This window comes from Sporosarcina sp. JAI121, assembly GCF_013408665.1.
Classification (GTDB): Bacteria; Bacillota; Bacilli; order Bacillales_A; family Planococcaceae; genus Sporosarcina.
Genome location: NZ_JACCCL010000001.1, coordinates 2,146,953 through 2,160,609, shown reverse-complemented (window position 1 = coordinate 2,160,609; position 13,657 = coordinate 2,146,953). Strand labels below are relative to the sequence as shown.

Below are 13,657 nucleotides of genomic sequence, written 5' to 3'. Positions count from 1 at the left end.
CTTAGAGTTTCCCTTGTTCGTCGTACAGTTAGCGCAATTTGTCGTAGAGTTTCTCCGGTGTCTTACAGTTCGTGCTTTCTGTCGTAGAGTTTCCCTTGTTCGTCGTACAGTTAGCGCAATTTGTCGTAGAGTTTCTCCGGTGTCTTACAGTTCGTGCTTTCTGTCGTAGAGTTTCCCTTATTCGTCGTACAGTTGGCGCAATCCGTCGTAGAGTTTCCCTTGTTCGTCGTACAGTTAGCGCAATCTATCGTAGGGTTTCTCCGGTGTCTTACAGTTCGTGCTTTCTGTCGTAAAGATTTCCTCGTTATTCATACAGTACTCTCGTGACACACGGACAAGTCATTCATAAACAATTCTCGGTGCTTTACGAATAACTACCTCCCAATTAGTCCCCGTACCGACACGATATGCATCTGCAAATGATCCTTGATTGATGGCGATTCCGATGTTATCAAGAGAATTGACATAGACAAGCGGTTCCCCGATGTGTAAGTCCGCAAACGATCGACCGAATGTCATAATGTTGTTGTAGATAGTTCGTCCGTCCGTAGTTATAGAAACTTCAATTGAATCACCGTGCTTTTCTGTAATTTCCTTGAACTGTAACCGACTGATATTGGTCCACAGGTTGCCGAATGGACGATCGATAATGTCGACAATGCCGGTAATTATCTCATCGGCAATCGTAGACATTTTTAGAGGTAATGCAACGACCGTCGAAGGTTCGACTGATGGTCCAACTTCCTCAAACTGGATAACGCCGGAAGCTAGCCGGGCACCAGTATAGGCGAATATGTCGCGGCCGTGGAAAGTATGGGATTCTCCAGAGTTGGGTAGACGATTTTTTGATTCATCGATTATCCGGACTTCGGTTATGTCGATGAATTGCTTCACATGCGTTAACGTCCCATTATCCGGCGTAATGATGTATTGATCATTGGCTGTCTTTGCAACAACGGCCCGCCGATCAGACCCTACACCAGGGTCGACGATAGATACGAATACAGTTTCGCTAGGCCAATAACCGATTGACTGTAATAAACGATAGGATGCTTCCCAAATATTATATTGAGGAATTTGATGTGTGATTTCAAAAATCGGAATTCCGCGTTGAACCGAATTTGCTACCCCATGCATTGCACTGACTGCACCATCACTTTTTCCGAAATCGGATTGAAAAACTAATAAACCTGTTGTCATCACAAATCCACTCCTCATTTTATATAGTATGAAACTAAGAAATAAAAAAATCCCGCCCGAATCAATCATCAATAGATTGAAAAGGACGAGACTATTACTCGTGTTACCACCTTTTTTCGTTGCTCATTCACATGAACAACCTCAACAAGTGCAGAATCCTATCATGATGGATTCTAAACTGTGGAATGGATAACGGGTTCCAACTCCCGCAAACATCTACTGATGCAAATCATTGCATTTTCAATGAAGAGCTCAGAGGCCATTTTCAAATGGAGATATTCTGCTTCTTTTCAGCTACCGAAGCTTTCTGTAAGGATTTCATCCACTTTACTTTCCTCTTCAACGCTTGTGTATATTAATGAACAATTTACATGATTATGAATGGAAAGTCAACCATTACAGTAAGTCCAGTGCGATGTAGTTGAACTACAACGTTCAAAATAAGAAATGCCTGCCACCCAACGAACTTGCGTCGTGAGTGGACAGGCATTTTTCTATTTATGCAACTTTTTTCTTTTTCCGGAACTTCCCTAAGAACTCATAGACGATTGGAACGAAGATAAGCGTGAGCAAAGTTGAACTCGTTAATCCGCCGATAACCGTAACGCCGAGTCCTTTGGAAATGAGTCCGCTTCCTTCAGCACCGATAGCCAATGGAATCAGTGCTCCGATTGTAGCGAGTGCAGTCATCAGGATTGGACGCAGCCTCGTGGATCCTGCTTCTAAAATTGCGTCCCTAGTTGTAAGTCCTTCTTTTTCTTTGTTGATAACACGGTCAATTAAAACAATCGCATTCGTCACGACGATACCGATAAGCATTAGGAGACCAATCATTGCTGATACGCTGATTGTTTCGCCGGCAATCCATAAGCCGACCAACGCGCCAATTACTGTGAAAGGCAGGGAGAACAAGATTGCAAATGGTGCAAGCCCGCCTCCAAACGTAATGACGAGAATCAAGTACACAATTGCGATTGCAGCAACCATCGCAAGCCCGAGCTGTGTAAACGCTTCTGCGATATCTTCTGTTACTCCGGCTGTACTGACTGTTACATTTGCTGGCATATCGAGTTTGTCAACTTTACTCTGAATAGCCGAAGATGTTTTTGCAACATCTTTCGTCGTTATTTCTCCTGAAACGCTTGCGAACAATTTACCGTCTTTACGGGAAATCGTATCTGAAGTTGTTCCTTCTTGTACGTCAACTAATTCAGAAATGGCTATTTCCATACCAAGTGGTGACTGTATTTTTTCTTTCAGTAAATCATCGATTGTCTGATGTTCTTTCTTTTCTTCGTTGATCAGAACTTCGATTGTTTTATTGTCTTCTTCGATTTTTGTCAACACTTCTTGCTGGTTATTCGGATAGAGACCCATTCCCACTTGCGCAGCTGTCAAGCCATACTGTGTTAACTTCTCTTGATTGGCAACGAGTGTATATTCCTTATAATTTGTTGACAAGCTTGTTTTGACATTCTTCAAGTCGTTATTGTCGCCCATGATTTTTTCGATATCTTCAACAATCGGTTCAATATCGTTTAAGTTATTTCCGTAAACGTAATAACTCACTGCATTACTTGAGCCACTAGTTGAAAAGTCCTGCGATTTCCATTCACCTTTTGTAGATAGCTTTTGCAGTTCCATGATTGTTTTTTCTTTTACCTTTGTAAATTCAGCCGTATCATTATTGAACGTTACAAACAGGAGAGCCCCGTTTGAAGCACCAGGTGCCATCGGGTTTTCTCCGCCGACGGAAGCCTGAACGATATCAACATCTTTCAAATCCAATAAATACTCTTCCGCTGATTCAACATTACTGTTTACAGTATCGAGCGTATCTCCCGGTTCGGGTGTGTACGTTATGTACATTGTTTTCTGTTCTTCATCCGGAAGGAAACTCACACCGATAACAGGAGCCAAGAATAAGCTGCCGACAAGCAATGCAATCGAAAGAATAGAAGTAATCAATTTATGATTTAACGTCCAGTTCAATACCTTCCTATAAAAATCGGCCATTTTACTCGGTTTTTCTTTGTGGCTACCAGTGTCCGAGTAGAGCTGTTTGTTAAATAATGAATGTGCAAGCATCGGCACGATTGTAATCGCTACAATTAATGAAGCGAGCAGTGCAAATACGATTGTCAAAGCGAACGGCAGGAACAGTTCACCGACCATACCGCCTACTAGACCGATTGGGAGAAAAACAGCAATCGTAACGAGCGTTGACGACATGATTGGTTTGAACATTTCTTTCGTTGCTTCCCGAACGAGCTCTTTCCCTTTTAATTTTTCACCCGGAAGGGACATTCTTCTAAATATATTTTCCACGACAACAATGGAGTCATCTATGACACGGGCAATTGCAACGGTCATTGCACCAAGTGTCATCATATTCAATGTAATATCCATCTGCTTCAGGAGCATGATTGCAACGAGCAGTGACATTGGAATCGACACAATGGATATAATTGTAGATTTGAAGTTGCGTAGGAACAGCATAATAATAACTACGGCAAAGAGTGCACCGAACAAGGCTTTATTAATCATTGTATCAACGGATTGTTGAATGGGTTCACCTTGATCGAGCGTCGTAGAAATTTTGACGCCGTCGTTTTCTTTTTCAAATTTTGTCATCAGTTCTTTCACTTCATCGACAACAGTTACCGTATTGGCGTTCTGTGATTTGACGATTTGAACAGCGATGGCTTCTTTACCGTTCATCCGTGAAATGGATTCGGCTTTTCCGACATGCTCAATTGTTGCAATTTCACCAAGCTTGACGGAAGGTAGTTGGAAAGTCGCGGCATCCATTCCTGCAGGCGGTCCTGCAGGAGTGGTAGAACCTGCATTCATAGCTGGCATCACTGGGATCAGCATATTTTCCAAATCTTCAACAGTTGCAATGTTGCCATCGATGACGACTGACTGCTCTTCTTCATTGAATTGGAACAAGCCAAGGGGCATTGTCGTATCAGAGCCTTTTACAATTTGCTTCACCGTATTTTCATCCAAATTATTGGCAGCTAATTTTTCCTTATCGAATGTGAGGATGACTTCTTCAATTTGTTGTCCCGACACCGCGACACTTGAAACCCCATTAATTCCTTCAAGTTCAGGAACGAGAGTGTCTTGGACTTTTATCGTTAACTGTTCAAGGTCTGCTTTACTGTCTGAAACACTAAGAGCAAGAATTGGGAACGCATTGATGCTTATCCTGCCAACGCTCGGATCCATAGCTGCCTCGGGCAATGTGACATTTTTAAGCGCATCGTTCACATCTTCCTCAGCCTGTTTCATATCGGTCCCGAATGAATATTCGATTTGCAGGGACGACGCATTTTGATACGATGTGGAGCTGACCGATGTTACTCCATTCAAGCTTTTCACTGCCTTTTCGAGCGGCTCGGATAGTTCATTCACCACTTGATCTGGTGTAGCGCCTGGATAAACCGTTGTTACACTGACGATGGGAATTGTAATATCCGGTATTGTTTCTAAATTCATTTTCGTTGCGGAGTAAATACCTGTAGCTGTAATAATGAGTGTGAGAAGCCACACTGCCAATTTGTTCTTCATGACAAAATTAATGATTGAATTCATATGTACCTCCATTTTTTTACTTTGACCAACTAGTCATAATGCTTTATTATTGATAGTAATGGGTCAGTTGATGCTTTATTATAATAACTGACCAGTCAGTCATGAGTCAAGCGGAACAAATGTTATAGATTACTTTTTTACTAGGTGGGGTTATGATTTGTCGGATAAAAAAATATTAATCATAGAAAAAGCATCGGAACTTTTTGCCAAAAACGGGTTTGACGCAACGTCAATACAAGAAATTACAGATGCATGCGGCATTTCAAAAGGTTCTTTTTATCTTTCATTCAAATCGAAGGAAAGCCTTCTCTTTTCAATTTTTGAGTATTTCAGTACGAAATTGATAGATCGAATTGGCAGTATCCATCAAATGGACATTGGGCCAAGGGAAAGATTCGAACAATTTTTCGTTATTCAATTTGAAGAGATTGCTCGATATTCAGATTTTATTCTTATGCAAATGCGCGAACAGACAAATCCGATCAATGAAGAAATGATGGGAATAATGAATGACATGCGTAGAAAAACGTATGAAGCTCAGGAAAGTCTTCTACTGGAATTATATGGGGAAGACATAATTGAACATATGACAGATCTAATTGTCATTTTGGGTGGAATCACCAAAGGGTACATTGAAATTATCGTCTTTAATAAAAACTCTTTAAATTACGTAGCGTTAGCGCATTATATCGTGGAACGGATTGATTCAATCGTCAACGGTCTATCTACACCATTTCTGACAAGACAACTATTAGTAGGACATGGGATGTGCGGAGGTGATTTTACAATTAAAGTTGAAGAGTTGTTGAAAGACATCAAGCTGTTAACGAAAGGGATAGCGGATGAAGATCTGATAATCAGTTTGGAAATCATTGAACAGGAGCTCTCGGCTCCGAACTACCGAAAACCTGTACTTTCCGGCATGATGTCAAATTTGAAAAAAAGTGAACTGACAGAGGAGTTCGCTAGGAAAATAAAGTTATTTTTAGATCAATCCGTTTGACAGCATTCTTCGCTATTTAGGCAGTTTTGTGGTAGGATTTAAGTTCAGAAAAGAAGAGGACGTGAAGTTGAATTGATCACAATTACTATACCAAATCCGGATGTAACAATTGTACAAAGAAAACAGGAAATGGGTGCGGATGCCGCGCCGATCAAGCCAGTATATGGTTTTATTGATTTGCATGAAATCCCCCGTGATAAAGGCGGTATCATCTTATTTTATAACAATAAGGATGAATTACTGTTTGCAGGGAAAGCCCGTAAATTGCGCCCCCGCGTGAAAAAGCACTTTGATGATTCTGTTTCACCCATTAAAGATCACCGTAACGAAGTGAACAAAATCTCTGTCATTGTTATCGAAGATCCGATGGAACGAGAAATTTATGAAACGTATATTATTAATACACAACGTGCGAAATATAACGTTGATAAGGTGTTTTTTGAGTGAACTACAGAGCTGACTGCCACGTGCAATCAGCTTTTCTTTTTGAATAAAACATGTACATAGGAAGAGAGTGGAAATGTGAATAAACAATTACAGATAATTGTTGACGAAACACAAGTTAAGTTTGGTTTGGATGCATATCGGTTGGAAAGATATTCGATTTACAAAGAGCGAGATAGTACAGGGGCTGCAAGTTTTATAATCAATATGGAGTGGTTTCCAAAAGAACTGAATGAACCGATAGAAGAGGATTACAAACCCGTTGGTACAGCGATTGTTGAATATTCCATTCAAAAAAAGCACTTTAGCAGTGTGTCGTTTGTACAAGGTAAATCGTATTCCATAAAGACTCACTTTCCTGGTCAAACAGCCGAAGAAGTCGCTGCATGGCTTGAAGAGGAAACTGGACTGGTGTATAAGCGAGATTTTAAGCTAACGGAAGCGAGTTTGGACGGATTCAGATTTGAATCGGATATTGGCGGTTTTCCTATCTCACCAAACTCAATAATTGAAGTTGAATTTGATGAAGTCGGAAAGCTGATTTCCTATCATTCGTATGGAGAGATTCCTTCCGAGGAACATGTATTGAAATCTAAATTTACGTTGACACTTGAGGAAATTGAATCAATCGTTAAAAAACAGCTTCAACTTGTAAACTATCCATCTGAAACTGAAAACCGCTTCATTCCTGTCTATGCAATGGAAGAAGTCTATGTAACCGTTGACGGAGCGCGAATAATCCCCTTTATGGAATTAGAGCGTTCAGATGTTAAAGTAGACGAAATAATGGTGTGGGATGAGCCGCTCAAAAAGCAGATCAATCGTGAAGAAATCATTGTTGTTTCTGAAGCAAGCGTGGAGGAAGCGTTCAGCAATAGTGGCGTCGATGAAAATCGGACGTTGTCGGCTGAACAAATTAAATACGGTAAAAACATCGTTCGGGATGTATTACGGTCAGAATATCCTACTGAATCAGGGATTTGGAAGCTATCCAAACTTCGGAGGCAGGAAAGTTTTATCGAAGCGCACTGTGAAATAATTGAAGAAGTTCCATCGCTTTTTAAGCGAAAGGTAATCATTTTCATGAACCCAGAGACGATGACGGTGCTGAATTTGCTTGATAATGAATCAATGTTCGAGATTTTTGATGCATTCGCACCCGCGGAAAAAGCGGTTACGACACATGAAGAAGCGTTTGAGAAAATGGTTCCGTATATTACACTTGATCCGACTTATGTGTTCGACGGTTTCATAGGAAAGTATGTTCTTTGCGGTTTGTTGGATGCGGCTGAGGCCGTGGATGCCGTATCAGGAGAAGTTATTTCGTTGATGGAGATATAAGCATTCTACAAAAAATGAGGACGTCATGAAAATGGCGACCTCATTTTTGTGTTTCAATAATTAATTTCAAAACTTTTGCTTTACATCCGTTCTGGAATATCATATTATAAAGTAGTAAAGTTTCCTTAGGGAAACAATGAAAAGTTTTCTTTTTTTTGCCCATAAAGTTTCCCGAGGGCAAAAAAATTTAGTCTTTAAGTTTCCTTCAGGAAACTTTTGCATATAAATACTATAAAGAGATGTATGGAGGTGACTGGATATGAATAATGCAATTGTAGTATCGAACTTGCATGTGTCGTATTACGGAAAAGAGGTACTGCAGAATATAGGATTTACAATTTCCGAAGGGAAGTCGGTTGGAATCATTGGGCCGAATGGAGCGGGGAAATCCACTTTACTAAAGGCGTTACTAAATTTAATACCAAAAGATAAGGGCGAAATTACAATCCTTGGTTCTGAGCTGAAAGAAGTCCGAAAACGGATTGCATACGTTCCGCAGCGCAGTACGATCGATTGGGATTTCCCCATTACTGTGAAAGATACAGTTCTAATTGGAACGTATCCGACAATAGGCTTATTGAGAAGACCTGGTCGACTTGAAAAGGAATTGGCATTGAAATGTCTTGAAAAAGTGGATATGACCGAGTTTCAAAACCGGCAAATTGGTGAGCTTTCCGGCGGCCAGCAACAGCGTGTTTTCTTGGCCAGAGCACTTGCGCAACAGGCGGATTTGTTTCTACTCGATGAACCATTTGTCGGGATTGACGCTACGAGCGAAGAGATGATTGTGAAAATTTTAAAAGAGTTGCGTGATGTAGGCAAAACAATCATTGTCGTCCACCACGATTTGAACAAAGCGGAAAAATATTTCGATGAACTTCTGTTATTAAACAAGGAGTTGATTGCGAAGGGCAGTGTAAAAGAAGTGTTTACGCCTAAAACAATTGCGAGTGCATACGGCGGGCAATTGTCATTTCTGGATGAGGTGATGGCGAAATGATTCATTTCATCGAGGCGGTCATGCAATATGGATTTCTGCAAAAAGCGCTTATTACATCTGTGATGGTTGGTGTCATTAGTGGAGTCATTGGTTGTTTTATTATTTTAAGAGGAATGGCGCTCATGGGAGATGCGATATCACATGCCGTCTTGCCTGGTGTCGCAATTTCTTTCATGCTAGGTATCAATTTCTTTATCGGAGCAGTGATCACAGGTATTCTGACAGCTGTCGGTATTGGGTTCATCAACCAAAATAGTCGTGTGAAAAATGATTCTGCGATTGGCATCATGTTTACAGCTGCATTTGCGGCAGGGATTATCCTTATCACATTTCTGAAAAGCAGCACGGATTTGTATCACATTCTTTTTGGAAATGTGCTGGCGGTAAGACCCTCTGATATGTGGATGACACTGATTGTTGGTGTTTTCGTTTTAGTAAGTGTGTTTATATTTTATAAAGAATTACTTGTCAGCTCATTTGATCCCATTATGTCTCAAGCTTATGGGCTTCCGACTAAGATGATCCATTATTTTTTAATGATTTTACTGACACTCGTCACTGTCGCTTCGTTACAGACGGTGGGCATCATATTAGTTGTTGCAATGCTTATTACACCTGCTTCGACAGCATATTTATTAACTGATCGGCTGTCTGTAATGATAGGCATTTCAGCAACCTGCGGAACGATTTCTGCAATCATCGGTTTGTATCTGAGTTTTACGTACAATCTCGCGTCTGGTGCAACGATTGTACTTGTCGCAACAGCTTTATTTTTCACAGCGTTTATATTTTCACCGAAACAAGGTCTATTGTGGCGGTCAATTCGAACAAATAAGCAAAAATCAGCCGTCTCGTGAGTGGTAATTTAAAATGGAAAGGAAAGTATCTGTATGAAAAAAAGTATTCTGCTGTTTGCAATGATTGTTGTTGGGGCCTTGTTATCGGCATGCAGCCAAGGTGCGACTGCCCCGAAAGAGAAGAGTGAAAAACTGCAAGTCGTGACGACGTATTCAATTGTCTATGATATTGTGAAGAATGTCGGGGGAGACTTGGTTGATGTTCACAGTCTTGCACCGATTGGATCAGACCCGCACCAATATGATCCACTGCCAGAAGATGTCGTTCTGACAACAGACGCGGATGTTGTTTTTTATAACGGGTTAAATTTAGAAGAAGGAAATGCATGGTTTACGAAATTGATGGAGACGGCTGGGAAGTCTGGAGATGATGCACCGGTATTTCGTGTAAGTGAAAACGTTAAGCCGATGTTGCTTAATTCGAAGGAACATAAAGGGGAAGAAGATCCACATGCTTGGCTCGATGTCCGAAATGGTATTGCGTATGTAGAAAATGTGCGTAAATCTCTAAAGAAAATAGATCCGGACAATGCGGATCGTTATGATGAAAATGCAGATGCATATATAACCGAGCTTGAGATCCTTCATAAGGAAATAGTGGATAAGATGCATAAGATTCCGGAAGAACGACGTATTCTTGTAACGAGTGAAGGGGCTTTTAAATATTTCTCTGATGCGTATGATTTTCGTGCGGCTTACATTTGGGAAATTAATTCACACCATGAAGGAACGCCTGAACAGCTGACAAACATTATTTCAACCATTAATGAGGAAAAGGTTCAAGCTCTTTTTTTAGAATCAAGTGTCGATCCTAGAAGTATGGAGATGGTATCTAGGGAAACGAATGTACCGATCAAAGGGGAAATATTTACGGACTCTCTAGGGAAACTCGGAAGCGAGGGCGATACGTATATAACTATGCTGAAATGGAACGCAGATATGATTTATAACGGTTTAATTGAATAGAGAACATACGAAGCCGCTTGAACTTTTATTAGAAAAGTCCAGGCGGCTTTTTTATCATTTTATCTGGAGATGCCCTATGCGACTGTTAATCCATATTAACAAAAATTCCATCAAGGTTCGCTTCGTTTTTCAATAAACCTGTTTCCTTCATCCAATCGGCTGTCAACTTCCACGTCTCCTTGTCTTGCTCACCAAATGTATCGGGCGCTTTCATTTTTGGCAGTAGTATTGCTAGGGATTCTCTTTCCACCTCTTCTATTAGTGGGAAATTCGCCTCGTCCTGATATTTCAGCAAGATGGACAATGCTTCCTCTGGATCTTTCTCCATATCATCGAAAGCTTTTCCGGCGGCACGCCAAAATGCTTTGATGTTCTTCTGTTCTTTTTTCCAAGTATCGTTACTGGTTACGACAACGAGTTCGTAAAACGAGGGCACGCCGTAATCAGTCGGGTCGATATAACCTGTAGGAAATCCTTCATATTCAAGGAGCGGTACTTCATGATTAATGTAAGCGCCGATTACTGCGTCCGCTTTATTTGAAATTAAGGAAGAATTTAATTCAAAACCGACATCGACCATATTCACTTTACTGTAATCCGCTTCGGCTGTTTCCATCATTGTTTCAAGCATCGCTTCATTCAGCGGATTTCCTGTATAGCCTACTGTTTTTCCTTCGAGATCTATCGGTGACGTAATTCCACTTTCCTTCAAAAATGCTACGTGGTTCAAAGGAGAACGGACAAGGACGCCGACGGATTTAATTCCGATATTCTGTTCAGATTTCGCAATGATGACATCAGGCAGATAAGTGATAGCCATAGTAGCCTTTCCTGACGCCGCAAGGTTGATGGGGTCAGTCGGATTAGCGGGGAATTGGATATCAAGTTCAATTCCTTCCTCTTCAAAATAGCCCTTCTCCTCCGCGATATATAGGAAACTATGTACTGCATTTGGATACCAATCGAGCATAATACTTACCTTTTCTTTTTCCTCTTTATTGCACGCGCTGAGCAATAGAATCAGGGCAATACTTGTCAATGATAATATAGTTTTCCTCAATTTTTAGTCCTCCATTTTAACAAACGATTTTCAATAAAAGTTACGCAGAAGAATAAACCGACTCCAAGGACGGTAAGTACGAAAATCGGTGCAAACACGGCAGCACCATCAAACTGTGTCATCATACGCCGACTAAAATAACCCAATCCGGCTTGGGCACCGAGCCATTCTCCGATTGCCGCCCCGATTACGCTGAGCGTCACGGCGATTTTCAATCCTGAAAAGAACTGAGGAAGCGCGGTCGGGACGGAATATTTAAAGAAGTAGTCCTTTTTCGTAGCACCCATCGTTAAAAAAAGTTCCTGCATCTCTTTTTTATCGGAAGACAGTCCATCGAATGTATTCACGGTAATCGGAAAAAATGTAATAAGTACAGTGACGGCAACTTTACTCCAAATTGTATAACCGAACCATAGAACGAAAATGGGCGCAAGTGCAATGATAGGTATCATCTGGGAAGCAATGAGAATGGGATAAAGCGCTTTTCGAATGCCCAGACTGGAAGACATCCAGACTGCGATTGCTGTTCCAGCAACAATTGAAATGAGAAGCCCAATAATGATTGTCAGTAAAGTCGCTGGCAGATGCTGTAGCAACAGTACTTTCTTTAGTTCCCAAAAACGTATGAAGATTTGAATAGGAGATGGAAGAATGAACGCTTTATCGTAAAGTCGTGCACCCAGCTCCCAGCAACTTAAGAACATGATAACGATTAGTGGGGAAGTCATATTCTTCATACTGTTACCTCACTTTGTAGCCTACTCATCAGCTTTTCTTTCAACAAAAGCATTTCCGGCCGATGTAAATCGCTTCTCGTTCGCGGTCTGCCAAGTGGTATTTCAATTACATCGACTGAAGTGACCGGTTTATTCTGTAACAGGAAAATACGGTCTGACAAAAACAGCGCTTCCTCAATGTCATGGGTAATAAATAGCACGGTTGATTTGCGCCTTTCCCATTGAGTGACCAGCCATTCCTGCATCGAGAGCTTAGTGATCGCATCGAGTGCGGAGAACGGTTCATCCAACAATAATAGGGGATTGCCTGATAGGACAGCGCGCAGGAAAGCGACGCGCTGTTTCATACCTCCGGACAATTTGGCTGGATAGTCATCCTTTGTTCCGGCAAGACCGAACTCGTGTAATAATGGCATGACTTGATTACGAGCCTCTCGCTTATCCATCCCGGCTATTTCAAGCGGAAGACAAGCATTTTCTAAAATGGTTCGCCACGGTAGTAGCAAATCTTGCTGTGGCATGTAGCCGACCTTTCCGAGGCGCTGATTGTTTTGATCGCTTGCGAGTGAAATGATGCCTGCGGATGGTTCATCTAATCCCGTAACAAGGCGGAAAATCGTGCTTTTTCCGGATCCGCTCACGCCGACAATCGAAATGAACTCCCCGGGACGGACGTTAAATGACAAATTGTCTAGTATGTTTCCGCCAGATTGGTAAGTAAATGACACGCTGTTAAACGATAGCATTTACTGTTTCAACCCCAGGCCACATCTGTTTTGTATTCGCCATATCCCAGAACATATATTCAAAACGCGTTGTATTGAGGAAGATTTCTTCCAGTTTCAGCAGTTCATGCTCCGGTTTTCCTTCTGCGGCTTTATCCATCAATTCGATACACCAACTTGCGAGTGCACCGAATTCCGCAGAAGAATACATTCGCACCCAATCGCCGTATAACGGATGATCGGCGGCGCCCGGAATGGCGTTCAATTCCTTGCCGATTTCCCAATAGCTCCACGCACAAGGGAGTAGGGCTGCAATGACTTCGGCAATCGTTCCATTTTGACAGACATGCAACATGTAGTGCGTATAGGAAAGAACAATCGGCGACGGTTTTGCATTTTCAAGTTCCTGTTCAGAAATACCAAACCGTTCTGCATAGCTTCGATGCAAGGCCATCTCTGTGTTCAGCGTGCCATCGAGTAGCGTCGCGAACTTACCCATCGTTTCCAAGTCGTCCGCTTTTACAGCACCAATCGCAAACACTTTTGCATAATCAATCAAATACAAATAGTCCTGAACCATATAAAATCTGAATCTATCCGGATCGAGCGTCCCGTCGCCAATCCCTTGTACGAATGGATGGCTATGATTCTGTCTCCAAATCGGTAACGTTTTTTCAAGCAGGCGGTCTGTGAATTTCATCCTTAAAACACTCCCTTTGAATTT

12 protein-coding genes and 1 other annotated feature are annotated in these 13,657 nt (G+C 41.5%); of the genes, 6 read left to right on the top strand and 6 right to left on the bottom strand.

Annotated elements, in window-relative coordinates:
- Positions 1-339: 339 nt before the first annotated feature.
- Complete coding sequence (locus HDC33_RS10095) at positions 340-1,200, bottom strand: SAM hydrolase/SAM-dependent halogenase family protein (protein WP_179392312.1); 861 nt, start codon at positions 1,198-1,200, stop codon at positions 340-342.
- Between the two features lie 78 nt (positions 1,201-1,278).
- Positions 1,279-1,552 (bottom strand) — a binding site (T-box leader).
- Positions 1,553-1,698: 146 nt separating this feature from the next.
- Positions 1,699-4,800, bottom strand: a complete 3,102-nt coding sequence (locus HDC33_RS10090) for an efflux RND transporter permease subunit (RefSeq protein ID WP_179392311.1) — start codon at positions 4,798-4,800, stop codon at positions 1,699-1,701.
- Positions 4,801-4,957: 157 nt separating this feature from the next.
- Between HDC33_RS10090 and HDC33_RS10085 the strand changes: the two genes are divergently transcribed.
- The 6 genes from HDC33_RS10085 (at position 4,958) to HDC33_RS10060 (ending at position 10,411) form a co-directional block, all read left to right on the top strand.
- Positions 4,958-5,803: a TetR/AcrR family transcriptional regulator gene (locus tag HDC33_RS10085; protein ID WP_179392310.1), complete on the top strand. Its 846-nt coding sequence runs from the start codon at positions 4,958-4,960 to the stop codon at positions 5,801-5,803.
- 72 nt (positions 5,804-5,875) lie between these two features.
- A complete protein-coding gene (locus tag HDC33_RS10080; protein ID WP_179392309.1) occupies positions 5,876-6,250 on the top strand; it encodes a nucleotide excision repair endonuclease in 375 nt (124 codons plus the stop codon).
- Between the two features lie 75 nt (positions 6,251-6,325).
- Positions 6,326-7,588, top strand: a complete 1,263-nt coding sequence (locus HDC33_RS10075) for a hypothetical protein (protein ID WP_179392308.1) — start codon at positions 6,326-6,328, stop codon at positions 7,586-7,588.
- Between the two features lie 259 nt (positions 7,589-7,847).
- A complete protein-coding gene (locus HDC33_RS10070) occupies positions 7,848-8,588 on the top strand; it encodes a metal ABC transporter ATP-binding protein (protein WP_179392307.1) in 741 nt (246 codons plus the stop codon).
- A complete protein-coding gene (locus tag HDC33_RS10065; protein WP_179392306.1) occupies positions 8,585-9,445 on the top strand; it encodes a metal ABC transporter permease in 861 nt (286 codons plus the stop codon). The genes HDC33_RS10070 and HDC33_RS10065 overlap by 4 nt, the downstream gene beginning before the upstream one ends.
- Before the next feature lie 33 nt (positions 9,446-9,478).
- Complete coding sequence (locus tag HDC33_RS10060) at positions 9,479-10,411, top strand: metal ABC transporter substrate-binding protein (protein ID WP_179392305.1); 933 nt, start codon at positions 9,479-9,481, stop codon at positions 10,409-10,411.
- A gap of 85 nt (positions 10,412-10,496) precedes the next feature.
- Here HDC33_RS10060 and HDC33_RS10055 read toward each other — a convergent pair whose 3' ends face one another.
- From HDC33_RS10055 to tenA, 4 genes are read right to left on the bottom strand one after another with little or no spacing between them, the layout of a single operon-like run.
- Positions 10,497-11,471: an ABC transporter substrate-binding protein gene (locus HDC33_RS10055; protein ID WP_255457330.1), complete on the bottom strand. Its 975-nt coding sequence runs from the start codon at positions 11,469-11,471 to the stop codon at positions 10,497-10,499.
- Positions 11,468-12,208, bottom strand: coding sequence for an ABC transporter permease (locus HDC33_RS10050; RefSeq protein WP_179392304.1), 741 nt, complete (start codon positions 12,206-12,208; stop codon positions 11,468-11,470). Before HDC33_RS10050 ends, HDC33_RS10055 begins: the two co-directional genes overlap by 4 nt.
- Positions 12,205-12,954, bottom strand: a complete 750-nt coding sequence (locus HDC33_RS10045; protein ID WP_179392303.1) for an ABC transporter ATP-binding protein — start codon at positions 12,952-12,954, stop codon at positions 12,205-12,207. The genes HDC33_RS10050 and HDC33_RS10045 overlap by 4 nt, the downstream gene beginning before the upstream one ends.
- Entirely contained in the window at positions 12,941-13,633 is a 693-nt protein-coding gene (tenA, locus tag HDC33_RS10040; RefSeq protein ID WP_179392714.1) for a thiaminase II, read from the bottom strand. Before tenA ends, HDC33_RS10045 begins: the two co-directional genes overlap by 14 nt.
- Between the last annotated feature and the right edge of the window lie 24 nt (positions 13,634-13,657).